Origin of the sequence: uncultured Gemella sp., from assembly GCF_963519265.1 — a bacterium.
Taxonomy (GTDB): Bacteria; Bacillota; Bacilli; order Staphylococcales; family Gemellaceae; genus Gemella.
The window spans coordinates 18529-44149 of record NZ_CAUQNQ010000001.1; the positions used below are offsets into that span (position 1 = coordinate 18529).

22 protein-coding genes are annotated in these 25621 nt (G+C 31.5%); 1 reads left to right on the top strand and 21 read right to left on the bottom strand.

Features of this window, described 5'->3' with window-relative positions; genetic code table 11:
• Positions 1-28 precede the first annotated feature (28 nt).
• The 12 genes from rplC to RWN11_RS00225 all read right to left on the bottom strand — a co-directional run bounded on the left by rplC (position 29) and on the right by RWN11_RS00225 (position 9709).
• Complete coding sequence (gene rplC, locus RWN11_RS00170; RefSeq protein WP_003144195.1) at positions 29-691, bottom strand: 50S ribosomal protein L3; 663 nt, start codon at positions 689-691, stop codon at positions 29-31.
• A gap of 19 nt (positions 692-710) precedes the next feature.
• Positions 711-1019 (bottom strand): 30S ribosomal protein S10, encoded by a 309-nt coding sequence (rpsJ, locus tag RWN11_RS00175; RefSeq protein WP_003147624.1) that lies wholly within the window; start codon positions 1017-1019, stop codon positions 711-713.
• A 346-nt stretch (positions 1020-1365) separates the two neighbouring features.
• On the bottom strand, positions 1366-1752 hold the full coding sequence (locus RWN11_RS00180; RefSeq protein ID WP_314159779.1) for a hypothetical protein: 387 nt from the start codon (positions 1750-1752) through the stop codon (positions 1366-1368).
• A gap of 78 nt (positions 1753-1830) precedes the next feature.
• Positions 1831-2496, bottom strand: coding sequence for an HAD family phosphatase (locus tag RWN11_RS00185; RefSeq protein ID WP_314159780.1), 666 nt, complete (start codon positions 2494-2496; stop codon positions 1831-1833).
• Positions 2497-2666: 170 nt separating this feature from the next.
• Positions 2667-3317 carry a nitroreductase family protein gene (locus RWN11_RS00190; RefSeq protein WP_314159781.1) on the bottom strand — a complete coding sequence of 217 codons (651 nt, stop codon included), beginning with the start codon at positions 3315-3317 and terminating at the stop codon, positions 2667-2669.
• Positions 3318-3569: 252 nt separating this feature from the next.
• A complete protein-coding gene (locus tag RWN11_RS00195; protein ID WP_314159782.1) occupies positions 3570-4244 on the bottom strand; it encodes a hypothetical protein in 675 nt (224 codons plus the stop codon).
• Positions 4245-4270: 26 nt separating this feature from the next.
• Entirely contained in the window at positions 4271-5161 is an 891-nt protein-coding gene (gene dprA / locus RWN11_RS00200) for a DNA-processing protein DprA (protein WP_314159783.1), read from the bottom strand.
• 12 nt (positions 5162-5173) lie between these two features.
• A complete protein-coding gene (locus tag RWN11_RS00205) occupies positions 5174-6223 on the bottom strand; it encodes a competence protein CoiA family protein (RefSeq protein ID WP_314159784.1) in 1050 nt (349 codons plus the stop codon).
• Between the two features lie 69 nt (positions 6224-6292).
• A complete protein-coding gene (locus tag RWN11_RS00210) occupies positions 6293-6571 on the bottom strand; it encodes a hypothetical protein (protein WP_314159785.1) in 279 nt (92 codons plus the stop codon).
• 43 nt (positions 6572-6614) lie between these two features.
• Positions 6615-7430, bottom strand: coding sequence for a methyltransferase domain-containing protein (locus RWN11_RS00215; RefSeq protein ID WP_314159786.1), 816 nt, complete (start codon positions 7428-7430; stop codon positions 6615-6617).
• Between the two features lie 426 nt (positions 7431-7856).
• Positions 7857-8354, bottom strand: coding sequence for a tRNA adenosine(34) deaminase TadA (gene tadA, locus RWN11_RS00220; RefSeq protein ID WP_314159787.1), 498 nt, complete (start codon positions 8352-8354; stop codon positions 7857-7859).
• 317 nt (positions 8355-8671) lie between these two features.
• Positions 8672-9709: a YdcF family protein gene (locus tag RWN11_RS00225; RefSeq protein WP_314159788.1), complete on the bottom strand. Its 1038-nt coding sequence runs from the start codon at positions 9707-9709 to the stop codon at positions 8672-8674.
• Between the two features lie 400 nt (positions 9710-10109).
• Between RWN11_RS00225 and RWN11_RS00230 the strand changes: the two genes are divergently transcribed.
• Positions 10110-12680: an LPXTG cell wall anchor domain-containing protein gene (locus tag RWN11_RS00230; RefSeq protein ID WP_314159789.1), complete on the top strand. Its 2571-nt coding sequence runs from the start codon at positions 10110-10112 to the stop codon at positions 12678-12680.
• Between the two features lie 64 nt (positions 12681-12744).
• Here RWN11_RS00230 and RWN11_RS00235 read toward each other — a convergent pair whose 3' ends face one another.
• The 9 genes from RWN11_RS00235 to RWN11_RS00275 form a co-directional block, all read right to left on the bottom strand.
• A complete protein-coding gene (locus tag RWN11_RS00235; RefSeq protein ID WP_314159790.1) occupies positions 12745-15066 on the bottom strand; it encodes an ATP-binding cassette domain-containing protein in 2322 nt (773 codons plus the stop codon).
• Positions 15067-15457: 391 nt separating this feature from the next.
• Positions 15458-16072, bottom strand: a complete 615-nt coding sequence (locus RWN11_RS00240) for a DUF1648 domain-containing protein (protein ID WP_314159791.1) — start codon at positions 16070-16072, stop codon at positions 15458-15460.
• On the bottom strand, positions 16059-16331 hold the full coding sequence (locus RWN11_RS00245) for an autorepressor SdpR family transcription factor (protein WP_314159792.1): 273 nt from the start codon (positions 16329-16331) through the stop codon (positions 16059-16061). Before RWN11_RS00245 ends, RWN11_RS00240 begins: the two co-directional genes overlap by 14 nt.
• Before the next feature lie 992 nt (positions 16332-17323).
• Positions 17324-18763, bottom strand: coding sequence for a pyruvate kinase (pyk, locus tag RWN11_RS00250; RefSeq protein ID WP_314159793.1), 1440 nt, complete (start codon positions 18761-18763; stop codon positions 17324-17326).
• A 109-nt stretch (positions 18764-18872) separates the two neighbouring features.
• A complete protein-coding gene (gene pfkA / locus RWN11_RS00255) occupies positions 18873-19835 on the bottom strand; it encodes a 6-phosphofructokinase (RefSeq protein WP_314159794.1) in 963 nt (320 codons plus the stop codon).
• A 131-nt stretch (positions 19836-19966) separates the two neighbouring features.
• Entirely contained in the window at positions 19967-23236 is a 3270-nt protein-coding gene (locus RWN11_RS00260) for a DNA polymerase III subunit alpha (protein WP_314159795.1), read from the bottom strand.
• Between the two features lie 40 nt (positions 23237-23276).
• Positions 23277-23864 (bottom strand): flavin reductase family protein, encoded by a 588-nt coding sequence (locus RWN11_RS00265; RefSeq protein ID WP_314159796.1) that lies wholly within the window; start codon positions 23862-23864, stop codon positions 23277-23279.
• A gap of 52 nt (positions 23865-23916) precedes the next feature.
• The gene (yaaA, locus tag RWN11_RS00270) at positions 23917-24645 is read right to left on the bottom strand and encodes a peroxide stress protein YaaA (protein ID WP_314159797.1); all 729 of its coding nucleotides are present in this window, start codon (positions 24643-24645) and stop codon (positions 23917-23919) included.
• A gap of 2 nt (positions 24646-24647) precedes the next feature.
• On the bottom strand, positions 24648-25061 hold the full coding sequence (locus tag RWN11_RS00275; protein WP_314159798.1) for a hypothetical protein: 414 nt from the start codon (positions 25059-25061) through the stop codon (positions 24648-24650).
• Positions 25062-25621 lie beyond the last annotated feature (560 nt).

Consider the following 25621-nt stretch of genomic DNA (forward strand, 5'->3'; position numbering starts at 1 on the left):
TAATTTCCTCCTTCCGTATATTTTCCGATTATTTACCAGATTTAACTGCTGATTGGATTTTTACGAAGCTTTTCTTAGATCCTGGAATACATCCTTTAACTAGGATTAATCCATTTTCTACATCTACGCTTACGATTTCTAAGTTTTGAGTAGTAACTGTAACTCCACCCATTTGACCTGGTAATGCTTTACCTTTGAATACACGGTTAGGTGCTACAGGTCCCATTGACCCAGGACGACGGTGGTAACGAGAACCGTGAGCCATTGGTCCGCGGCTTTGTCCATGACGCTTGATTGCCCCTTGGAATCCTTTACCTTTACTTACTCCTGTTACGTCAACTAAGTCCCCTGCTGCAAAAATATCAACTTGGACTTCTTGACCTACTTCATAATTAGCAACTTCTGCATCTCTGATTTCGCGTACGAAACGTTTTGGAGCAGTGTTAGCTTTATCTGCGTGACCTTGTTCAGGTTTGTTCGCAACTTTTACTAAACGGTCTTTACGTTCTTTATCGTAAGGACGTTTATCGTCGAATCCTAATTGGATTGCGTTGTATCCTTCAACTTCTTCTGTTTTCTTTTGTAATACGACGTTACCTTTCGCTTCAACTACTGTTACTGGAATTAATTCTCCATTTTCAGCGAAGATTTGAGTCATACCTACTTTTCTTCCTAAGATACCTTTGGTCATCGAAAGTCACCTCCTATAATTATAATTTTAATTCGATGTCAACACCTGATGGTAAGTTTAAGCTGATTAAAGCGTCAACTGTTTTTTGTGTTGGTTCAATAATATCGATTAGGCGTTTGTGTGTACGTTGTTCGAATTGTTCACGGCTATCTTTGTAAATGTGAACTGAACGTAAGATTGTGTATACTGCTTTTTCCGTTGGTAATGGAATTGGTCCAGAAACTTTTGCTCCAGAACGTTTTGCAGTTTCAACAATTTTCTCTGCACTTTGATCTACTAATCTGTGATCATATCCTTTAAGACGAATACGAATTTTTTGTTTTGCCATCATTTCTCCTCCTATACATTTATTCGCCGCTATCTAGTAGCGACTTCTCCACGAAAGTTCTCCAGCACGCCATGCCATGGCAAAGCGGCCGGGCGTGTCAGTAACCTTTCGCTTCAACGCAAGTCTTTTTCAAGACCAACATTAATTATTATACATGGTAAAAGCATATATTGCAAGTATTTTGTTAAAAAAATTTAAAAAAATTTTATGAATATGTTTTCTATTTTCTTGTATTTTTTTCTTTAGCTAATATAGACTATATTATATAGAAGAAAAAATTTATTTTTCTCCTGGAAAAATAAAAAACTCAGAGTTTTTACACCCTAAGTTCTTTTAAATTCTTATTTTATTTTAACGGTAAAATATTGTATTGAATTTCTAAATCAGATGATAATAAATGAGATACTTTACAACGAAGTTTAATATTATCTAGTACTCCTTGTCTATCCCCTGCCGCTAGTTGTTCTTCTGTTCTATCTACATGAACATTAGCTACAATTTTTCTATTATCATAATCAACAATCAATTCAGTTTCAATTACTAAATCAACTAACTCATATGCTCTGAAGAAATATCCTTTTGCACACATACTAACACATCCATTGTATGCTGTAGCAAATAAATCCATTGGACCATCTTTACTTTCTTCTATAAACATTTTATATTCTCCACCAAGTGGTGTTGTTGCATGTGAAGTAAAACCTTCTTTAATTTTTAAATTAGACGTATACATAACAGTCTCCCTTTGTATATTTGATTTTAAGATTTATCTTAATAATTTTATTATACTCTTCTGATTGGTTTTTGTACACTATTTATTCTCGAGAATTCCTTTAACTGTTGCAACTAAATCTACATCTTTAAATTTATAGTTTACACCAGAAAAATCCATATGTTTCGTGATATCATTTGTTTGTAAAATTAACGTTGCCCCCGATGCCGCCGCAGCCAATGCACCCGGTCGTGAATCTTCTATAGCTATAACATTATTTATGCTAACACCTAATTTTTCAGCTGCTAACAGATAAATATCTGGCGCAGGTTTAGGTGTAACCTTATCTTCTTTTGTAGCTATAACTGATATATATTTTTCAAAACCTTTTCTTTGAAGCCCAGTTTCAATATGTTCTCTTTTTCCATTTGAAGCTACTGCCATTTTTATCCCATGAGTATATAAATATTCCATAAGTTCCGCAATACCTGGTAATACAGGTGCATTATGATAATTATCTAGAATACGCTTAGTAATCTCCGCTTCAAACTTATCATAATCCTCACTAGACATTTCATATCTTTCATTATAGTATCTCTTGCTTGTTTCTTCATTTGTTCCTGAAACATTTTTTATGTAGTCCATTTTATCTAATTTTTGACCTAATACTTCTTCAGTTAAGTCACGCATGTTTTCATAGTAAACTTTTTCCGTATCTACTATCGTTCCATCAAAATCAAATATTACCGCCTCTAATTTTTCCACTTTATTTCTCCTTTTTTCTATTTAAACATATATTTACTATTTTATAATGTATTTACTAAAATTCAAAATTATTTGGACGAAATAAAGAGCAACTTTGAGACTGAAACTTCAATTCCACCTAGTTGCTCCCTTTTATATTTTTCAATATTTATTGCAAAAGTACTATTATATTATTCAAATCTCACTAATTTTTCAGCTTTAATTCTTACAGACGGTCTTCCATCTTTTTCTTTTTTACCTAGTGCAATTAACATCACAGGTACTAAGTTTTCCTCTAACTCAAATAGTTCAGCAACTTTGTCTCTCATAAATCCACCAATAATATTAGTGTCATACCCTTTAGCATAAGCTATATTAGTAAATTGCATCGTCCATAGTCCACAGTCAAAGTAAACACCTTCTCTATTTTTATCAACCGGGATTTTTTCTAATTGAGGAACCATACCTTCTTCAAAGCCGTCTTTAACTTCTTGAGTCATATAACCTTTTTCTACAGCTTCACCATATATCTCATCAAACTTGTTATAGTAGTTTAAATCCCCTAGTACGATAATCATCGCAGCAGAAGTATCATTTTGAATTTTATTGTAGTTAGCACTACCTAACTTCTCTTTTCCTTCAGGAGTATCTACAACGATATATCTCCAAGGTTGCAGGTTACAAGATGAAGGAGCAATATTCGCTTCATCTAACATCTCTATAATTTCTTCACGTTTAATTTTAACATCAGCATCAAAATACTTAACTGATTTTCTTCCTTTTATCACTTCAAAAAACTCTGGACTCTTCTTACCTAATAGTGCATTAAAAAAGTTTCTCACTTATCTTCTCCTTCTATAAATCTATTTTATATATTCTCTCCGTAAAATCACCTTCTGATCTTAAACAACTTGTAAATTATACTATACTTGATAATTTCTATCAACTAATACAGCTTATAATATAAAAATTAAACAAGTAGCCAATAATATCTCAATCAGCTACTTGCTTTAAACAATAATTTTATATCGCAATAATAATGTGTTCCTTTTACACATCATCAAATTTTCCATTATAAAATTTATCATAATTCTCTATTTCCCTAATAATATATCCAAGATCATCTGTGGTTTTGTTACCATAAGAAGATGATCTGACTCCTCTATTTGCGTATAATTCATCCCTATTAGCTTGAAGTAAGAAAATACTGTAAGTTTATTAAATATATTCCTACTTCTTTTTAATAGTTCTAAATTATCTACCCCCGCATACAAAGATAAATAATCATACTCTGTTTGCGAGTTCGGCCTCACCATATATTCACTACCTTCTTTTCTCAGTTTTTTTAGGATTAACTCCACCAAAAACTCATCTTTCATCTCTTCTACACTAAGTGTCTTTGATAGATATTCTTCTTTACTAGTGAACTTTATCTCTGGTTCAAAATATGTTTTTAACACCGATTCAGGAGGTATAGGTTCTAAGCCCTCAATGATAATTAAATTAACACCATCAAGGTATTCACTAAAAATCTCTAAACCGTTAAGTAAAACAACCGTACCATAAGAAGCAGTTACAATATAACCCCCTCTTCTTACTCTTGTCATTTTATTTAATAGCACCTGCTCAATTTCTTTTTTTGATATAGATTTAAAACTCTCTTCGGTAAATTCAATAAAATCAAAGGTTTGGTCTGGCATATTTTCTAAGACTCTCGCCCAAATATATCTATCCCAACCTAGTGGATTAATAAATAAGATATCTGTCATTATAATCATCCTTTCAAATATCTACACTAAAATCCTAATTCATTACCAAAATCCTCTAATTTATTTACAAGTATCGCCCCCTCCTTAATGTACTCATTCATTGCATAACTCATCTTATCGCCAAATTTCCCCGGTAGGCAGAATACATCAGAACCTACATCTAAGGCGAAATCCACCGTCCTTTGCGTTCCACTTCTCTTTGCCGCTTCCGTCACCAAAAGAGCACATGAAAGACCGGCAACAAGCCTATTTCTCTCCAGAAATTTATATTTCCTTATAGGCGAAGTTGGAAAATACTCAGATATAATAAGATGGTTTCGTTCTAACTCCTTATAGAGCTTATAACTTTGTTCCGGATAAATAATATTGTGCCCATGAGCTATTACACCAATAGTGTATCCTTTACTTTTTAAAGCCCCCTCATGAGCAAGGCTATCAACCCCAATCGCAAGACCACTTACTATCACAAAATTATTCATCGTTAAATACGGCACTATACTCTCGAGAGCATTTTTTGAATATGAAGTATTATTTCTACTACCTACTATAGAAATCTTCCTTCTAAACAGTAGCAAATCCTTATTACCTCTGTAAAAAATAACGTACGGATAATCATAAACCCTAAAAAGCTCCTTAGGATAATAAACATCATCACAAAATATATAGTTCACATTATAAAATTCAAAATAACTCTCGAAATCAAACTCCATATTATTATGAAGTTTAGTATAAACTTCCTCAGCATTATCTCCAAAATACACAGATAACTCCGGTATAGATAATTCTAAAATCTTCTCTATGCCATTTAAATCTTTAAACACCCTATGCATCTTTAAAGTTGTAACTTTCTCTATAGCTATTAAAGAAAGCAACACCCTTTTTTGTTCATCTGTAAAACTCTCAATGTACTCCCCCATAATTTTGTCCTCTTACTTATCATTTTCTACTAATAAAGCATAATACGCTTTGAATACTTTTAAGAAAATTTCCCCTTGTTGAACATTGTTAATATAAATACTATCTTTAAATTCTATAATATTACTCATTATTCTTATGAGTTCAGAATAACTTTTGCCTTCTTTATAGAATCTATACATTAATCCTTGCCAATAGACAAGTGGCGTTCTAATAAGTACCTGTTCTAACATGTTAACACCAATTACTTCAGGAATATTATTCAACTCTATATGTTGATTATAAAACATGCTTAAAACTTTATTTTTTACAGTCTTATCGAACTTAATTTGTTCATAGACATAATTTTCAACATCCGATGGATACAACTTCGACGTTAAATCTTTGTCCAGTAGTTTTAAATCAAGTGGCACATCAAACTCATCAATACTTAATGAAGTTTTTATACAAACAGCATTTCGTTTTTTTAGATTATGAGCCCAGATTTGATAGAATTCAAATTTTTTGTTTATATTATCCCAACCATAAAAGAACACTTTCCCTTGATAATAATTTAAAAAATTGTCCACAAATGGTGCATACCTAATATAACTTATACCATCGTAACTTTTTAATTCTTTTATAAATTTGTTTGTATCAATTAACCAGATTAACTTCAATCCAGCTTTCATATATCCTCTTGTTCTAGCTTTAATAAGATCAAAAGGAATAACTGATCTTTGATACTCAAAAGCTATGCTATTATCTTTAATAAATACATCCGCTATTTGAATATCATTATTTTCCCCTGTTTTAAAAATATGTTCGACTTCCACATTACGATATCTTTTTCTAAAATGTTCATAAAGATCTTTCTTCGCTTCTAGATGTTCACTACTCTCTTTCTTGTAAGTTTCAAACTCACAAGAACAATTTTTAGCATGAGCAAAATGCGATTGAATCTTCACACCTTTTTTGAAAATTACTTTCCCTCCACATATCGGACAGTGATACTCCTTATTTTTTTCTATATCGCTATCCAATGCATTAAAAACTTCATCTTTATTATCGTATGCCACGTACATAATGTTTCTCCTCTTTTTTTCGTACTACACTTACAAACTACTTCTAACGCCTCTTATTCAATTGTCAATTTATTTTAAATACCTATATTTTCTATAAACAGAATCATCAACTTCTACTTCTATAAAATCCGTAAGATCCATCCACGTAATCTCATTTTCATGATTATCACTGTCTACTAGGTAAATCTTACTACCCTTCTCACATAGATAAAAGTTTTTCTGTCTATCATACATCCCTTGCATAAAATCCATATCCTCTTCTAAAGAAAAGTCAAGACATCTTTTATACCAAGGTACTTTTGCATGTTTTTTCACCTCTACTACATGATCGTATTTGCTTGCGTTCATAATATCTCCTCCTTCATAATTTTTCCTCTTTTTTAAACTTATATTACTTTTTACAAACTAAAAGCTCCAAATCTATCGTAATTTCTTTTAGTTTTTCAATATCAGCATCTGTGATAACTTTAGAAAATGTTAAAGGTGTCATCTTTAGAAAACTTGCCGCCTGCATCTGTGTTAATCGAAATGTATCGCTTACCGTTATCCTCTCCACGATAGTGCAATTCTCCTCGATTAGGCTCACAGTATCGCTATTCGTATATTCCTTACCACCGATTAACTTTCTAATTTCCCTTAGATAATTAGCATTAGGAATAACCTTAATCAAATACCCTTCATCTCCAAGCACTCTGAAAAACTCTTCATAATTCGCCGGTGTTAATATATTCAAGATACACGAAACACTGCCATCTTTGAACGGAAGATTAGCTAAGTTAGCAACCATATATGGATTCAATTTATCCTCTTTAACAGCTAACTCTATCGCATCCTTACTATTATCTAGACCATAAAAATATTTCTCAGGAAATACTTCCTTTAACTTCTTGATGTAATAACCTTCTCCACATCCGATATCCAGTACAATACCTTTAGCATACTTTTCAACTAAATTTTGGATATTTTTTAAAACATTCGCATAAAAATCATTACCAAAAACTTCGCTACGAGCTCTAAACAGCTCTTCACTATATTTTGTAGGTTTATAATTATTTATTAAATGGATATAACCCTTCTTAGAAAAATCATAACGATGATTATTACTACAAACCAAACTAATATTCTCTATACAAGATTCTGATAAACACTTTGGACAAAGATATATTTTTTCTTGATTAAACTTCTTTATTACATTCTCTATTTTCATTAAAACGCCTCTATACTTTCTAAGTTTATTGTATCAAATTTCCTTCAATATTGATAGCAAAAAACGGATAAAATATTAGAAAATTTCATCTTTTTCAGTTTTCTTCAAAACTTTATTTTTATTAGCTAATTACCGATTTCATTCCACTATTTTAAAACAAAAAATGACGACACAATCCTTTAGAATATTTTTATCGTCATTATATTTATATATTAATATTTTTTATTATTTTATACGGGAGAGACTCAGAAATCGTGATTTCGGAAAAATTGATTTTGTCAAGCCACTTTCCGCAGTGGTTTATTAGTTATCGAAAAAGCTTTTATAAAGCGAATGTAGATATCAATAAAACCTTGCATCTATGAGTTTTTATATAAACTTTTAAAAAATTTAAGATCTTTGTATTAACCCTAATATATTAAAACGTTATTTCTTTTTTCGCTCTCTTAACTCTTTAAAAAAATTCTTCATCAGCATAGAGCACTCTTCTTCAAGCACCCCAGAGATAACCTTAGCCTGATGATTAAATTTATTCTCACCCACTAAATCAATACAACTACCACAGCAACCGTACTTAGGATCACCCGTACCATAAATAACATTTTCAACTCTAGCTTGAACAATAGCTCCACTACACATAACACACGGCTCTACAGTAGTATACAAATAACTATTATCAAGTCTCCAAAAGCCTTGCTTCTCACAGCCTTCTTTAATAACTAGCATCTCCGCATGATTCAACGCCTGTTGATTTTCTTCACGAGTATTGTGCGCCTTCGCAACGACCTTATCATCAATAACCAGTACAGCTCCAATCGGGACTTCTCCTTTAGCGTAAGCTCTCCGCGCTTCTTCTAATGCCATCTCCATATAATAAGAATGATCTTTCACACCACTACATCCTTCCGCAAATATTATGTTCATTTTATTATATCATATTTAGAAATCAATAGGGGTAAAAAATAGACAGTATAGAAATTCATTTGTTCCCTGAATTTAAAAAGGGAGTGACTCAAAAATCGTTATTTCGAAGAAATCGATTTTTTAGAGTCATCCCCGCACAGTTTATTAGATATCTAAAAAGCTTTTATAAAGTGAACTTAGATATCAATAAACCACTGCGTCTATGAGGTTTTATATAAACCTTGTTAAAATTTAGGGCTTTCGGGGCAGCCACGATAGAAAAAAACTTAACAAAATTAATTTCAAAACTAATTTTGTTAAGTCTCCCTTCTTAAACCCTAGTGATTATTAAGCCAATAATATACATTTAAAAATATAATTATGGCTATAAACAAGAATGTCAGCATCCCTAGAACTATAGCGTGTATTTTTCTTTTGAAATATAGATATCCAATAAATTCTCTAATGAAGGCATTTAGCGTAAAATAGAATTTTGTCGGTGCTCCATAACCAATACATCTAAAACCTAAAGTTCTTGCTTGGACTAATGCTCGGTAGACATGATAATAATTCGTCACCACAGCGAAACTTTTATCAGCTGGAATAAATTTCTTCGAAAAAATAATATTTTCTTCGGTAGAAGTCGATTTATCTTCTAGAATTATATCATTCTCATCAACCCCCTGCTCAAGAGCATAGTTTTTCATCGCAAAGGCTTCAGATACTATTTCATCAGGACCTTGACCTCCCGACATAATTAGTTTACTTCCAGGATTAGCTTTATAAACTTTTATCCCTTTTCTTATTCTACTAGCAAGAAGTGGTGTTACCCTCTCACCAATCAATCCTGCACCCAAGACTACTACATAATCAATCCTTCTCGGCAAAATATTAATGACATTTAGAACACTAGATACTAAGTAAGACATTGCTATACACAAAAAATACAATACTACTAATCCAACATAAGAATAAAGTGCACTCAATGTTAAATTACCATAAGTATAGTCAGCAACACGTGGCCAATATATAAAATAACCTACCAGAAAGAAGAACGTAGCTAGACTCAGTAGATTCCCAATCCTTAATCCTTCTCTTCTAATAAGCATAAATGAATTGTATAAAAACATAATTACTACTACAATTGGTAGCAAAGTGAATATTACCACCGCTATAACAAGTAATACTACACCAAAATTATAAACAAACTTATTACCTGCCGCATTATTAGTGATAAGTGCCATTACATAAAAAATAAAACTCAAACCTGTCGCTATAAAAAATATCCCTAGAAATAAATTTCTTCTGTCGAAATACAGAACAGATAAGAACAACAAAAGAAATATTACAAAAACTATAAACGAACCTATTATCATAAAAACCTCCTGCTTATATACTTATATTATAGATTATATTGTAAACTAACAGACATGTCAATTACACCTAAGAATATAAAAACTCTATTTTCATCTCTCCACTTAATATATTTCATGACAGACTTCAAATCAAACATATTTTTCATTAAAAAGAAGAGACTATATTTATATCAAAAAAATTTTTTATGTTTTTAATTATTAATAAAATATCATTATATTAAATTCGAAATCAAACCGTATTCTCTTTCTATAGACTATTTGTTCTATAGATGAATTATATTTTCAAATATATATTTTATATAAATTTCTTTATTTTTGAGAAAATTTAGCACTATTTAACATAACTCTACTCTGTGCTATAATAATCTTGTAAATTTAATAATAAAAGGAGGAAAGTTACATGCAGAAAAAAATCAAAACTTTTCTAATATTTTTAGGAACATTACTTCTATGTTTCGTTATAAGTAGTCTAGGAGAAAAAGATGCTAAAGCAGACGAAGTTACCACTCCAAAATCCGAAAACACTTTACCTACTACTGATACAAACACCGTTGTTAAACCACCTATTAAAGATCGTACAACAGTATACTTACCTTTATACAACCAAAATAAAGAAGAAGTTATGGACGATCTGACTTTTGAATTAAAAGGGAATAACGAAGTTATAACAGCTAAAAATGACGAAGGAGAAATTGGTGCAAAATTAAAAAATAATGTTAGTTACACTATTACTCTTCTTGAAAATGATAAATATACGTTAAAACCTTTTAGTTTCACAGTAAAAAATGGCTCTCCAATTAGGGATGACAACAACGAACTTATATACAATTTAGATTTAGAGAAAAAAACTAAAGCAGCTGTTGAAAAACCTAAGAGTAGAACTACTCTATATCTTTCTGTCCTAGAAGGCAAAGAAGAATCTGAAGCTGACTTAACTTTTGAATTTAAGCATGGCGATGAAACTATTGTCTCAAAAAATGATGTTGGTCAAGTTGGTGCAAAATTACTTAACGATACTAGTTACCTAGTAAAATTACAAAATAATGATAAGTATGATTTCAAAGAATTCAGCTTTACATTAAAAAATGGAACACCTTATCGTGATGACAATAAAGAGCTATTAGTTAGTCTTGATATAATAAAAAAAGCCACTAACTCTACACCGCTACCAGAAGCTCCTAAACCGGACACTCCAAAACCAGAAACAAACAAACCGGATAAAGATCCTAATGATTGCGGATGCGAAACACCTAAACAAGATAAAGTAACTATTAAACAGCTTAAAGTTGTCGATATTAAAGACCCTGAAGGTGATACTATTAAAGAGCCTTTGACATTTGTATTCTTTAATGTATCAAAACAAAAACCTGCAGGAGAGTATACATCAACAGATGGAAAACTTCCAAAAGTTGAAATGTTGGTAGATGATGAATACGAAGTTTACCTTAAAACAAACGATAAATACGGTATGAGACATCGTCACTTCTACGCATTTATGAATCATTATCCAATAGATATGGAAGATGAACACGAAAGATATACTGATAGATTAGAAGTTATTAAAAAAGATAAAGATTATGTAGAACCTAAACAACCTGCAGTAACAGCTAGAATGCAAGTAAGATATAAAGGTAAATTACTAAAAGAACCTGTTACATTCGAATTTGTAAGCAACGGCGAAACACTAAAAGCTACTAGTAAAGACGGTCTTGTATCTGTTGATTTACATGAAAATACAGATTACATGGTAGGAGTTGTAAATAACGATAAATATGATATTGAAACTTTCCCAGTAGTTATTAAAAATAAACAAGTCGGGAAATTCCCTTATGACCACCGTACTTGTTGGTTAGTTGAACACCTTGACCTTTTAGATAAAGGTACAATTTCTACAACTAATCCTCACTATACTATTGCTACAAAAGATGAAAAAGTAAGAATCTCCGGTATGGATTTTAAAGATTTAAACCTTGATGTTAAAACAATTGATCCTACAACTATCCCAGCTTTAAAAGGAATGGATGCATTAGTATATGATATCAGCTTCATAAATATATATAGACATGAAATCGTAAATCTTAAAGGGGATTTCACAGTAACTGTTCCTAAAGATAGAAACAAAAAAGTTAAAGCAATCTACTACATCAATGACTTCGGTAAACTAGAAAAACAAGACGCTATCCCAGGTGAATTTAATAGTGTAATTACTTTTAAAACAACTCACTTTTCTAGATATGCTCTTGTCTATGGAGAAGATAAAGAAACTACTGTAAAACCTAATGAAGATTCTAATAAACCTGTAGCTCCTACAGTTAAACCTAACGATGATTCTAACAAACCTGTAGCTCCTTCAGTTAAACCTAACGATGATTCTAACAAACCTGTAGCTCCTGCGGTTAAACCTAACGATGATTCTAACAAACCTGTAGTTCCTTCAGTTAAACCTTTAGGTGACTCTACTAAACCAGTGAGCATGAACGTTCAAGATGCCCCTAGATTAGAGGTACCAGCATACGGTAATGCTGAAATCAAAAAAATAATAACTCAGATGGAACAAATCATCAACAAAATCAAAGATGGCGAAAAAAATGGAGCTAAAGCTGAGGATATCAAAGTATTAAAAGAAAGACTTGCCAACTTACAAGAAGCTTTCGATACACTAAGCCAAAACTTACCAGCTATCAATAAAGTTCCTGAATTCGACTTAACTAAACTTAGTATACCAGATAAAAACCAACAAGTTGACACTATTGACGAAAACTTCAATCAAACTAATTCTGTAACTAGAGATGAAGCTAATTCTGATGGCAAAATTAGCAATTCATCTAATTCAAAAACTACAACTAAACCGGATATTAAAACAAAAGAAGTATTACCAAATACTGGTATGAACTCTACTAGTTCTGCAGCAATTGGACTAGGATTAATTTCTTTAATAGGACTTGCTATTAGACGCAAACTTGCTAAATAATCAGCTAGTTGCTCTTATAACACAAAAGAGTATGGATTTTGACCTTTCCATACTCCTTTATTTATTATTCAGTTCTCAACGCTTCTACTGGATCTTTCTTCGCAGCTATTCTCGATGGAATGATACTAGCTATAAGTGTTAGTACTAAACTAAGAGCTATTAATCCTATTGAGGCTTTAGCATTTAATGACGCTGTAAAACTCTCCACTTCTAGTCCCTTAGCAACTGCTCTACTAATAGGAATAGATAGAAGCATAGTCACCACTACACCTACAGCACCGGAAATAAATCCAATTAATCCTGCTTCCGCGATAAAGATTCTCGTAATGTCTTTTTTACGAGCACCAATTGCACGAAGAATACCTATTTCTTTCGTTCTTTCTACTACAGATACGTACGTTAGTATCCCAATCATAATAGATGATACAATTAATGAAATTCCCGCAAATGCCGATAAGATTAATGAAATTGTATTAATCATCTGCGACATAATTGTTGTCATCTGCTTCGCCATATCAGCATATGTGATACTATATTTATGATAATCTGAGCTGTCTGATCCATATTTGTCAGCCACTTTCTTATTGAAATTGTTAATAACTTCTGCTATTTTATCACGATCATTGAAAGATTTTGGATAAAGCATAATTGCACTTGGTGTAGATTTTCCACCTATTGTCGCAAGAATCTGATCTGCCATATCCGCATCAATCTTCTGACGCGTCGCCACATTTACAGTTTTATCCTTTTCTTGTGCAACTACAATATCAGATTTAGCCTCTTTTTCCAGCATCTTATTTTGTAATGATTTTGTATATCCGATTGTCATCTGAGGTCTAGTGAAACTATCTTTAGCTTTTAATATTGCCACTACTTTAACCTTAGTTCCCGAATCATACATCTTAGTATCAACATCACGTGGAACAAAACCATCACCGATTTTTCTATAATAGTTATTATTATCTATAACGCTAAATTCTTTTCCAATAATATCTTCATACTTAACTTTTGAATTTTCATCAAAACCTAACGCTTTCAACGTAGATTTGTCAATTTCGTTATTTTTCGCAGTAAATAATACAACTTCATTATCACTAGGATATTCAAAATTATCTTTTGATGATTTTACCACTTCGTATTGATTCATAATCATATTCTTATCTTCTGGTAGTACTCCAAAAATACTCTCACCTAATGCATCTTGATCTTGTTTTACATCAATTACATCACCTTTTGCATTTTTAGTCAACGCCTGAATAGTATATCCTTGAGTAAATTCAATCGCAGAATAATAATCCTTCGCATTATTTTGAATATAGTCTATAAATGTTTCTCCATTTCCTAATGCGTCCACCGAATATAAGTTTCTATGTATATCACGGCTAGACTTCGGTACTAATTCTGAACCATTAGAATCTTTTTCTGAATTGTCATCATCAACACTAAGTCCGAAATTTACCTGATTTGCACTAATCATAATCGGCATCGATGATAAATTTTCGTTTTGCATTGTTTGAATATATTTATCCATTCCTGATGAAATAGACAATACTAGACCTATACTAATAATCCCTATACTGCTAGCGGCAACTGTCATAAATGTACGGAATTTCTTCGTAAGAAGGTTCTTAAAACTAGATTTAATTGCACTACCAAATGCCATAGAAGTTTTCTTCAAAGAAAATCCATTATCGGTAATCTCGTTAGTCACATACGGATTTGTATCTTCTTGAATCTCTCCATCTTTAACTCGGACTATTCTATCACTATATTTTTTCGCTATTTCTGGATTGTGCGTTACCATTATAACTAACTTTGTCTTACTTATCTCTTTAATAAGTTCCATAATTTGAACACTAGTCTTACTATCTAACGCTCCTGTAGGCTCATCAGCAAGAATAATCTTTGGATCTGTTACTAATGCACGAGCGATTGCCACCCTTTGCATCTGACCTCCAGAAAGTTGGTTAGGTTTTTTATACAGATGCTCCGCTAACCCAACATCTTCTAATACTTTCTTAGCCTTTTCATGGTTTTCTGAATTAGAATGTCCTGAGATAGATAAAGCTAATTTTACATTTTCAATAACACTTAAATGAGATATTAAGTTATAGCTTTGAAATACAAAACCTATAGTCCCATTTCTATAACTATCCCAATCTCTATCTTTAAACTCTTTAGTAGAACGCCCCATAAGAGCCATATCACCGGATGTATATTTATCTAAACCACCTATAATGTTTAATAGCGTCGTTTTTCCACTTCCACTTACTCCTAAAATCGATACAAACTCATTTTCTCTAAAATGAATATTTACAGATTTTAGTACTTCTACTTCACTACCACCAGTATTATACTTCTTAACTATATTTTTAAGTTCTAACACTCTATGTCCTCCTAATCTAATTTCATTAAAAATGATAATTCGTTTACATAAATCATTTCCATAATTTCCATTATAACACAAACTTCTAATCCCTAAAAGCAATATCCTAACTGACCAAACATAAAATAAATTTTAAGATAATTCCTAAAACAAGAGGAGTGACTTAAAAATCGTAATTTCTCAAAAATCGATTTTAACGAGTCACTCCCGCAAAGGATTGTTAAATATTTAAAAAACTTTTATAAAGCGAATTTAAGTATCAATAAACGACTACGTCTATAAGTTCTCATACAAACTTTTTTTGAAATTTAAAATTTTTAATTCTATCCCTCTAATCTAAAAATAGTTTTCAACTATAATCTACTCTAAGAGTTTAAAATAGAATAAGTTACTAATCTTTATACTTTTTAACCAAGTAAAAAGGTAAAAGCGTAGAGGCAATTGCAGAAATAACTATTAAAACTAACGCTACTGTTGAACTAAAGAATCCACTAATAAATATAGCAACTCCACTAAAAGTCATATGCAATGCGTAAGCTCTAATCACTTTTTGCTCATTGACACCTTTTTCTAAACCAAAAAGATTGAAATTATATTTTCCCCAAAACTCTTTTTTAGGCAGATAGTTACCAAGTATAATAAACACTATTCCGAAAATAAACACTACTAATTGTGATACATTGAAATTATTATCTAAAGCATATGCTACTATGCCACCTTGAACTAGAACACTTATCAAAGGTATAATTCCCTTAATTATTAGCGCCCCTTTTCTCGGAGTTTTATCAAAATCAACTACTAGCGAAATTATAATCTGAACTATCGCTAAGAATATTGGAATATCAATAATTGCATAAATTTTGCTCACAAAATTATCAGGCTCTCCATTAAAATTGAAGTGTACCGCTATTTGTTCAGGTAATACATCATAATAATAAACTCCTATTAATATCGGCAATAAACAAATAGCAACACTTAGAAACAAACTTTTTTTATCTACTCTCATCGTCTTTTCCTCCTAAACCATAAATCCACATCAGTACTTCTTCGAATACACTGGCATTCAACTCATAATATATAAAATTTTTATGCCTAGTTTCTAATATCAAACCCGCTTTTTTCAACTGAGTTAAATGATAAGAGACAGTAGCTCCAGATAGATTAAATTCCGAAGCTAGTTCTCCAGCACTTTTCTTCTCTTCTTTCAACATTTCTAGTATATTTCTTCTTACCGGATCAGATATTGCTTTTAAAGTTTCACTCATCCCATGTATATCACTCCTTTAAAAATTTGAACTGCAATTCTATTTAGATATCTTTCTAAATAGATTATAACTCTATCCTTTTTCAAAGTCAAGAACTATTTAGAAAATTTTCTAAATAGCTCTTGTTATTTTGTTTTTTCCTAAGTTAACTCATAACCTTGTTTCTTTCTAGAATCTACTTTTAGATTTTACTAATAGTTCTTTTTTATAATTTTATATTTTATAAATGCCATTATCTGTAAGTTTGCATATTCTAAATATTTTTATTTAGTCTTTAAATTTCAATTTTTCTATTTGTATATACAAAATGAAAAATAAAATAATATTTTTTAGATTTAATATTTAGCTGTTTTATTTAATTTGACAAGCACTGATAATTTGATACAATAAAGATATAACAGTTATTGAGATAATTTTATCATTAAAATATTTTAGTATAATTAATATTATTCTATTTCTTTTCAATTATACTATTTGTTGCATATAGATATTAATTATTACTGAATTATCTGTATTGTGGGAATAATTCAAATTATATAAATTCACCAGTACAGCAAAAGTTGACAATTTTCCCTAACAATATGTGATATTTTTACATGAGTTAATAGATAAGCGATATACATCTATATATCATGCAATCTTTTAGATTGTTCTTAAGACTGTGGAAGTGTCGTGACTTCCATTTTGAAGACTATATCATAGTCTAAACTTTCCTTTCGATTGTTAAATTTATTTAACAATAAACTTTTAATTTTATTTCAGGTTTTTCCTGATTTACTACAAAATAACAATTTACCCTAAATTTTATTTTGTGTTCATATAACGAAAAGCGGTCCATTACGGGCCACTTTTTGTTTTTATTATTCAGAATCTGTTTAATATAGCGTAGCTTCCTCCCTAATTTTCAAAATAAACCGCACTTGGCAAAGAGCCAAATATATAGAAAAAGAAGAAATAGGAGTTTTTCCTAATTCTTCTTTTTATTTTTTATATTAGTCGATTACAGAAACTTTTAAGAAGTTTGTTGTTCCTGCGTTACTTACTGAAGTATTGATACCACCAGTAATTACGATAGCATCTCCTTCTTTAGCGTATCCTGAAGATTTAGCGATTTTCGCTGCTGTTACTAACATTTCGTCTGTAGATTTAGCTTGTTCTGAAATTTGAGCATCAACTCCCCATACTAAGCTTAATCCACGAGCAACTTTAGCACTTGGAGTCACAGCTAAGATAGCTGCGTTTGGACGGTATTTAGAAATTAATCTAGCTGTTTTCCCTAATTCAGTGTAAGTTACAATTGTGTGTAAGTCTAAGTTTAGAGCTGTATATCCTACAGATACACCAATTGCATTTGTAATATCTTTAGATACAACTTTCTTAGAGCGTTCTTTTAAGATACGAGAGTAATCTTGCATTTCTTCAGTACGTTTAGCGATTGTAGCCATTGTACGAACTGATTCGATTGGGTAAGCACCCGCTGCTGATTCTCCTGATAACATGATTGCATCAGTTCCATCGTAAATTGCATTAGCTACGTCAGATACTTCAGCACGTGTTGGACGTGGATTTTTTTGCATTGAGTCTAACATTTGAGTAGCTGTGATTACAAATTTACCAGCTGCATTACATTTAGCAATAATGTCTTTTTGCATAATTGGTACTTCTTCTGCTGGCACCTCAACCCCAAGGTCTCCACGTGCGATCATAATACCGTCAGATACTTCGATAATTTCATCGATATTGTCAATAGCTTCTTGACATTCGATTTTAGGGATGATTTGAACGTGTTCGCATCCTTCTTCTTTTAAGATACGTCTAACTTCTAGTACATTTTCTTTTGTACGAACGAATGACGCAGCAACGAAGTCGATATCTTGTTTACATCCGAAACGAATATCTTCTTCATCTTTTGGAGTGATACCTGGTAATTTTGTAGATACACCTGGTACGTTAACTCCTTTTTTGTTTTTAAGTACTCCACCATTTTGGATAGTAGTGTAGATTAATCCACCTTCAATATCAACTTTGTTAACTGTTAATCCAATTAATCCATCATCAAGTAGGATTGTATCTCCAGCTTTCACATCGTGAACTAATTCACCGTAAGTGATTGAGAATTTATCTGTTGTTCCAAGAACTTCAGTCATAGAAACGATAACATCTTTACCTGTTTCTAACATGATTGCATCATTTTCCATGTTGTGAGTTCTGATTTCAGGACCTTTAGTATCTAAAAGGATAGCTAGGTTTGTTCCTGTAGCTTCTCTTACTTCTTTAATTGTTTGGATTCTTGCACCGTGTTCTGCATAGTCTCCGTGTGAGAAGTTAAGACGACAAACGTTCATCCCTAACTCTACCATTTGAGTTAATGTTTCTTTGGCCTCAGACTTAGGTCCGATTGTACAAATAATTTTTGTTTTTTTCTGTATCATAATATACCTCTTAAATTTTAATCTTTTATTATTTTAACTTATTTCCAATTTATTTTCAAACATTTTCCTAAAAAATAGCCATTTTTAGCAAAGAAAACGTTTTTTAAACCTAGATTGAAAGTTGTTTAGACACTTCATAGATATTTAGGTCTACGTTGTGAACATCTCCAAATACATCTTCAAACTTAGTACTTACAAGTTTATTATTTTGGATACCTACAGCACGTCCTGATTTACCAGCTAATAATAATTGAACAGCATAGTTCCCCAAACGTGATGCTAATACTCTATCTTGAGCTGATGGAGTTCCACCACGTTGGATATGTCCCAAGATTGTAGCTCGTACTTCTTCACCAGTACGTTCTTTTAATTCTTTAGCTAGCTCTTGTCCACCCATAACACCTTCCGCTAAAACGATGATTGAGTGTTTTTTACCACGATCTTCTCCGGCTTTAATACGTGCAACAACTTCATCGATGTCTTCTTTTCTCTCAGGAATTAGAAGACTTTCACTTCCTCCGGCGATACCAGCAAATAATGCTAAGTCCCCTGCATTACGTCCCATAACTTCGATAATAAATGCACGCTCATGACTTGATGCTGTATCACGTACTTTGTCAATAGCATCTACAATAGTATTAAGTGCAGTATCGAATCCAATTGTGAAGTCAGTACAACAGATATCGTTATCAATTGTTCCTGGTACACCAACAGTCTTAATGTTCATTTCGTTACTTAAAGCCATAGCCCCACGGTATGAACCATCTCCTCCAATTACTACTAATCCATCGATTCCTAGAGCTTCTAGGTTTTTAATAGCAATTTTTCTAACTTCTGGGTTAGCAAATTCTGGTAAACGAGCTGAGTAAAGCATTGTTCCACCACGGTTAATGATGTTACCAACATCCCCTACTTCTAGTTTTTTAATGTTGTTTTCTACTAGCCCTTTGTATCCTTGATATACTCCATAAACTTCTAATCCATTATAGATTGCTGTTCTTACAACGGCACGCACAGCTGCGTTCATTCCTGGTGCATCTCCACCACTTGTTAAAACTGCGATTTTTTTCATGTAGTCTTTACCTTCCTCATAATTTATTATTAATTATTTTTAAATTTACCTATCAACAATATCATATTTCTAAGATTTTTTCTAGTAAAAACAGAATTTTGTTTTATTTTTGTTCGATTTTTTTTGATTTTTTACATGTATGCGATTTTGATACGTTTTTCAGGGAATTTTTCCAAAAATTTCTGAACAAAATCATGTTCGTTATTGATTGTTATTGTCTTTCCTTTTGTAGAATCATTATCAAGTAGCGCTATTACCTTAACTCCACCAGCATCAACCTTATATTCTCTTAAAAGTGCCAATATTTCCTCATCAACAATTGTATAAATAATTTTTATATTACTAAGACAGTACTCTCTATAATTTTTTAAGCTTGCTATTTTTTCTAAAATGTACTGTTCTCTTCCATTACGAAGTTGTTTTTTCAATGTCATAACCGAAAAACTTCCTACTTTTATAAAAACATTAGCATACCTATATACACTTGGAAACACCGTAACATCATAATCATTTTTCCCATCGTTAACTGTTAGGAATGCCATGTAGTCACCATTTTTAGTCTTAATTTCTTTTTTCGTTATTATTTCTACATAACTATCACTTACTTCTCCACCAATATATTGTAGTGGCAGATAAGAATACTTCTCTTTTTCTACCTGTACCGGGTGTTTTAAAAAATAAGTTCCTGTCACTTCTTTTTCCATCTGAATTTTTTCAGTGATTGAATAGTCTTCTACTTCTTCTACCTTTAATGTCAGTCCACTCTCTGCTGATAAGGCAACGCGCACATTATTTATATATTGCCTATTATCTGAATAGTAGTCATTTACCTTCTTCATCAAAGTAGCTCGATTATATCCAAAAGTATCTAAAGCACCAGCTTTAACTAATGAAACTGCTGCTTGATAGTCAACCTTCTTATTCATTCGTTTTAAGAAATCATCTATATCTAAATATGATCCAAAATTAATTCTATCTTGGACTATTTCATAACTACTTCTATACCCAACATTCTTTATTGCGGTTAAGGCAAATACGATATCATTTTTAAAGACTCTAAAATTAGATAAACTCTTGTTTACATCAGGCTTTACCAAATTTATCCCCAAATTAGTAAGTTCTTGTTTATACTCATTAATCTTCTTCTCACTACTTATAACGTTATTCAATAAAGCTGTCATAAAATACTTAGTATAATAAACCTTTAAATATGCTAAGCGATAAGCTAGCATACTGTAAACAACCGCATGACTCTTATTAAAACCATAATTTGCAAAGGTAACAATAAGATCAAAAAGCTTTTCGGCAACTTTTATATCATAACCAGCAGCAACACTTTTCTCTACGAAGATTCTTCCATAATACTCAAGGTCTTCTTTTTTCTTCTTACTTACCGCTCTTCTCATATTATCCGCTTCGTTAAGGCTCATATGGGCGAAGTTCACCGCAATCAACATAATTTGTTCTTGATAAACAATGACTCCATAAGTATCCTTTAGTATTTTTTCTAAATGGGGGTGTGGATATACTACTTGCTCTTCTTTATTTTTTCTACGTACATAGACTTCGATTTGAGCCATTGGTCCCGGTCTATAAAGAGCATTCATCGCAACAATATCATTAAATTCAGTGGGTTTTAAGAGGTTCAACTTCTCCTTCATCCCACTCGATTCAAACTGGAAGATACCTTCTGTCTTACCTTTTGCAAATAATTCATAGACCTTAGGATCTTGATAATTTATCTTTGTTATATCAAATGTCGGATTCTCTTTTCTAATTTCTTCGACTATACTCGATACCATAGTTAGATATCTAATACCTAAAAAATCTATTTTTAATAAACCTACACTCTCTACATCATCCATCGTCCACTGTGTTAAGTACTTCGTCATGTTTGACTCAGCAAGTGGAGCATAGTTAACGAGCGGTTTATCATCGCTTATTACTATACCAGCCGCATGGACCGATGGATTCTTCGGTAGATTCTCTAAACTCAGTGCTATGCTGAACCAACGCTTATTAACATTACTCTGACCAATAAAACTTCTAAGAGCTTCCGAAGTTTCATAGCACTCTTTTAATGTTCTTGTCGAGCTAATATTACTACTAATAAATTTCAGAGTTTGTTCATCAAACTGCAAGATTCTCGCCGACTCTCTAGCTGCACTTTTCGATTGAAATGTTGTAAATGTAATAATTTGTGCAACTTTATCAGAACCATATTTTTCTTCCACATATTTTATGACTTCATCACGTCTAGTGTCTTGGAAGTCTATATCTATATCGGGCATAGAAATACGTTCTTTGTTTAAAAATCTTTCAAACAGAAGATTGTATTCTAATGGATCCGCTTCTGTTATATCTAGTAAATAACACACTAAACTTCCAGCAGCACTACCACGTCCTGCTCCTACTAAGATTCCATTGTCTTTTGCATATTTCACAAAATCATACACGATTAAGAAGTAATCATTAAAGCCCATTTCATCAATAATGTTCAATTCATAACTATAACGTTTTTTATAATGATATAAATCTTTACCTACTAATTTTTCCTTAACACCTTTTTGAACTAAGTAGTGCAAGTACTCTTTAGAAGATAACTTTGCGAAAATCTCTTCTTTTTCTCCGTAAATATACTTAGGCAAGTGATATCCTGAAAAGTTCAATTCATACTGACAACTATCGATTATTTTCTTTTGATTAGCAAATGATTTTCCAAAAATAATGTGTAATTCTTCATCTCCTGGAGCCAAGATTTCTTCAAAATCCTTTTGTTCTCTGACAAAATCATCTCCAGAGATAGTCGTAAGCTCCTGTATATTAAGCTTTTTATTATCGCGAATAGCGCGACTAACAATGACTTGCTGATAGTGCTCTTTATTTAGATAGAAACTTGGTTTTGTATAGACAATATTATCGTAATCACTATAGGTACTCTCCTGGAAACTCTCATTAAAACCGAAATAAAAATCATACTTATTTAGTAAATTCTTTAAATAAGAAAACTCCATACTATCTCTAAGTTCATCAACAACGATTAAGACAAAATTGTCCTTATAATCTATCATTTCATTAGAAAAATCTTCTACAGTCCACTCTTCTCCATTCATAAACTTTGTAGAAATCTCTAATAATTTATAAAACATTCTTTCAGATTTACACAATAAATTAAATTTTAGAAGCCCAATTCCATAACCTAAACTAACTTCTAAACCTTGAATTAAATTTATTCCTGCTTTTTTAGCTTGCTTATGAGCTTTAATTGCACCATACATATTCGGATCAACAATAACCACTGATTTCTGATTATCTTTTGCTAACTTTGAGAACAGACTCTCATACTTAATTGTACTATTCAATAAGTCATATGCACTATGTACTTGCATATTGTAATACATACTAATATCCTCCTTTCTTCGTTATTTTTGTTCAATTATATTATCCGCAAAGTGGGTTATAATCATCTTCTGAAGAACATCCCATGTTTTCCCCATGGTTTTTGCTCTGTTCATTAAAGTAACGGTAAACTCTCTTATTGTCATCACCCATAAAGTAAATTGGATTAAACTGTGTATATTTCAAACGTCCTTCTTCATCTAAAAGATTCTCACAAACAACCCTACGTTTTATAGATGCTATAAAATTTGTATAATTTCCAAATTCAGAAATACTTTCTACTTTACACTCAAGCGACAATATACATTCATCCATAATCGGAGCATCGATATATTTTGCTGGATCATATGTCATATCTGCCATACCAATTTTATTCTGTCCTGAATGGAAACCAGCAATTTCTACCTTACTAAGTATTTGTTGACAAGGTACATTAACGGTAAATTCTCCATATTCTTTAATGTTCTCCACCGCGTTACTTTCTGTCCTAAGTCCAACTGTAATCATATCCCCTAGCGAATACGATGAGCTACAAGTTGTCACATTGTACTTCCATTTTTTATCTTTATAACCTATTAATATTACTGGAAATCCGTAATATAATTTACTGGTTTTAATTTCTAATTTCATCTTCTTTTGTCCTTTTTCTTATTTCTTTTTATACCTATTCTTCCCTATTTTATTATCTTTTTGTTATAAAAGCTAATGTTCTTTCATCTGAATTTTCTACGCTAAATTTAAAATCATCAAACTGTATCTTCTTCATTTCATCTACTGATGAAACTTTATTTTTTACAAGCTCAGTTAAAAACTTGCCTCTAGCTTTTTTCGATATTGTAGAGTGCACTTTTAGCACTCCATCTTTTTCTTCCATAAAGCTAAGTCTAATAAACCTATCCCTCTGGTCTTTTGAAAATACCTCTTCAAACTCACTAGAAAGTAATGATACGACTAATTCTTCGCCCTCGATGCTCTTATCGTAACTCTCTTTCCAAAAGTTTTTTAAAGATTGATTTTTGACTTTAATATTTTGTAAAAAATCTAGTCTGTGTTCTTGAATCAAGTCATATGCACCTATTACACCATATAAAGATGTTGCAATAAATACATTTTCCTCTACATATTTTTTATCAGACTCATCAAAACCAGCACGATCTATATTTCTATACATCAAGCCATTGAATAACTCCAGCGCTTTGTAACTATTCGCCGTTTTATTTTTAATAGCCTGCCAACGAGAAAATTCTTCCACAGCCTTCTCATCTTTGATTTTGTAGACCTTCGCCAAGTCTTCCACACTTAATTTAGCTATTTCACTTACTATTTCAGTACTTTTGTCACTTAAACTTATCTTTTTATGTGGAATAGCCTTCTTATTTAACTCCTTGGCTGTTGGTATTAAAATTTTCATCATTATTCCTCTTCTTCAGGTAATTCTAAGAAGCTATTTTCGATTAAACTTTCCACTTCCATTAGTACAAAGTTGTACTCTGTTGCTTCTAGCGTAGGATCAATAATTAATGTATTAAAGTAACCTACTACAAAATCACGGTTAGCAATCTCTAGTTTAAACATATATTCACTAATTTCATCTACTAAGAACGCTGTTTCTTTTAGTTCTTTATCCTCATAAGTGTTAGCGTAGTGTACTGTTTCTAAAAGTCTGCGGATTTCTAAGTATGCATGCTCTTTAGCAAAACGATCACGAATGTGTTTTGCAAGTTCCTCAGCTCTAAGATCTTCTGTGTTAATATTTTCTTTTTTCAGTACGTCTTTTTCTTCTAATTTTGCTAATAATGCTGTTAAAGATTGGTGTAATGTATTCATTTAATTTTCTCCTATATTTACAATAAATTTTTTAAAACTTCCTCTATATATTTTATAAGAAAAACATGAAAAACGCTAATAATACGCTACACACATAACTACGCTATATTTCAAAGAAATCTATATTATGTACTGTTATTATATTAGTGTAGTAGAACTGATCAGACCTAAAATCTACTACTGAAAATTATCACATAAATAAATACATTTCTCACTTTTCATTATTTTGACAACGTTTTCTTTAGGCGTTATAATATAAGTAAGATATAATATATATTTTACTATACATTTAACATTATTATAAGATAGATTTACCACAAAAAAATTATTATCAATACAACAATAAAAAATTATGAAACTAATTAGAGAGATTTTATATAAGTAATAATAAATTAAAAAGCATAATAGGACTGACCCAAAAGTCCTAAAATTCAACAAAGTTCACATGAGAACTCATAGACACAGTGGTTTATTGATATCTAAATTCGCTTTATAAAAGCTTTTTAGATGTCTAATAACCTGGGGGGAGACTCGACAAAATCTTGTTTCTTCGAAATCGC

Coding starts and splice junctions, on each gene's coding strand:
- rplC (WP_003144195.1), bottom strand. CDS start 691: ATGACCAAAGGTATCTTAGGAAGAAAAGTAGGTATGACTCAAATCTTC.
- rpsJ (WP_003147624.1), bottom strand. CDS start 1,019: ATGGCAAAACAAAAAATTCGTATTCGTCTTAAAGGATATGATCACAGA.
- RWN11_RS00180 (WP_314159779.1), bottom strand. CDS start 1,752: ATGTATACGTCTAATTTAAAAATTAAAGAAGGTTTTACTTCACATGCA.
- RWN11_RS00195 (WP_314159782.1), bottom strand. CDS start 4,244: ATGACAGATATCTTATTTATTAATCCACTAGGTTGGGATAGATATATT.
- dprA (WP_314159783.1), bottom strand. CDS start 5,161: ATGGGGGAGTACATTGAGAGTTTTACAGATGAACAAAAAAGGGTGTTG.
- RWN11_RS00205 (WP_314159784.1), bottom strand. CDS start 6,223: ATGTACGTGGCATACGATAATAAAGATGAAGTTTTTAATGCATTGGAT.
- RWN11_RS00210 (WP_314159785.1), bottom strand. CDS start 6,571: ATGAACGCAAGCAAATACGATCATGTAGTAGAGGTGAAAAAACATGCA.
- RWN11_RS00215 (WP_314159786.1), bottom strand. CDS start 7,430: ATGAAAATAGAGAATGTAATAAAGAAGTTTAATCAAGAAAAAATATAT.
- tadA (WP_314159787.1), bottom strand. CDS start 8,354: ATGAACATAATATTTGCGGAAGGATGTAGTGGTGTGAAAGATCATTCT.
- RWN11_RS00225 (WP_314159788.1), bottom strand. CDS start 9,709: ATGATAATAGGTTCGTTTATAGTTTTTGTAATATTTCTTTTGTTGTTC.
- RWN11_RS00230 (WP_314159789.1), top strand. CDS start 10,110: ATGCAGAAAAAAATCAAAACTTTTCTAATATTTTTAGGAACATTACTT.
- RWN11_RS00240 (WP_314159791.1), bottom strand. CDS start 16,072: ATGAGAGTAGATAAAAAAAGTTTGTTTCTAAGTGTTGCTATTTGTTTA.
- RWN11_RS00245 (WP_314159792.1), bottom strand. CDS start 16,331: ATGAGTGAAACTTTAAAAGCAATATCTGATCCGGTAAGAAGAAATATA.
- pyk (WP_314159793.1), bottom strand. CDS start 18,763: ATGATACAGAAAAAAACAAAAATTATTTGTACAATCGGACCTAAGTCT.
- pfkA (WP_314159794.1), bottom strand. CDS start 19,835: ATGAAAAAAATCGCAGTTTTAACAAGTGGTGGAGATGCACCAGGAATG.
- RWN11_RS00260 (WP_314159795.1), bottom strand. CDS start 23,236: ATGTATTACAATATGCAAGTACATAGTGCATATGACTTATTGAATAGT.
- RWN11_RS00265 (WP_314159796.1), bottom strand. CDS start 23,864: ATGAAATTAGAAATTAAAACCAGTAAATTATATTACGGATTTCCAGTA.
- yaaA (WP_314159797.1), bottom strand. CDS start 24,645: ATGAAAATTTTAATACCAACAGCCAAGGAGTTAAATAAGAAGGCTATT.
- RWN11_RS00275 (WP_314159798.1), bottom strand. CDS start 25,061: ATGAATACATTACACCAATCTTTAACAGCATTATTAGCAAAATTAGAA.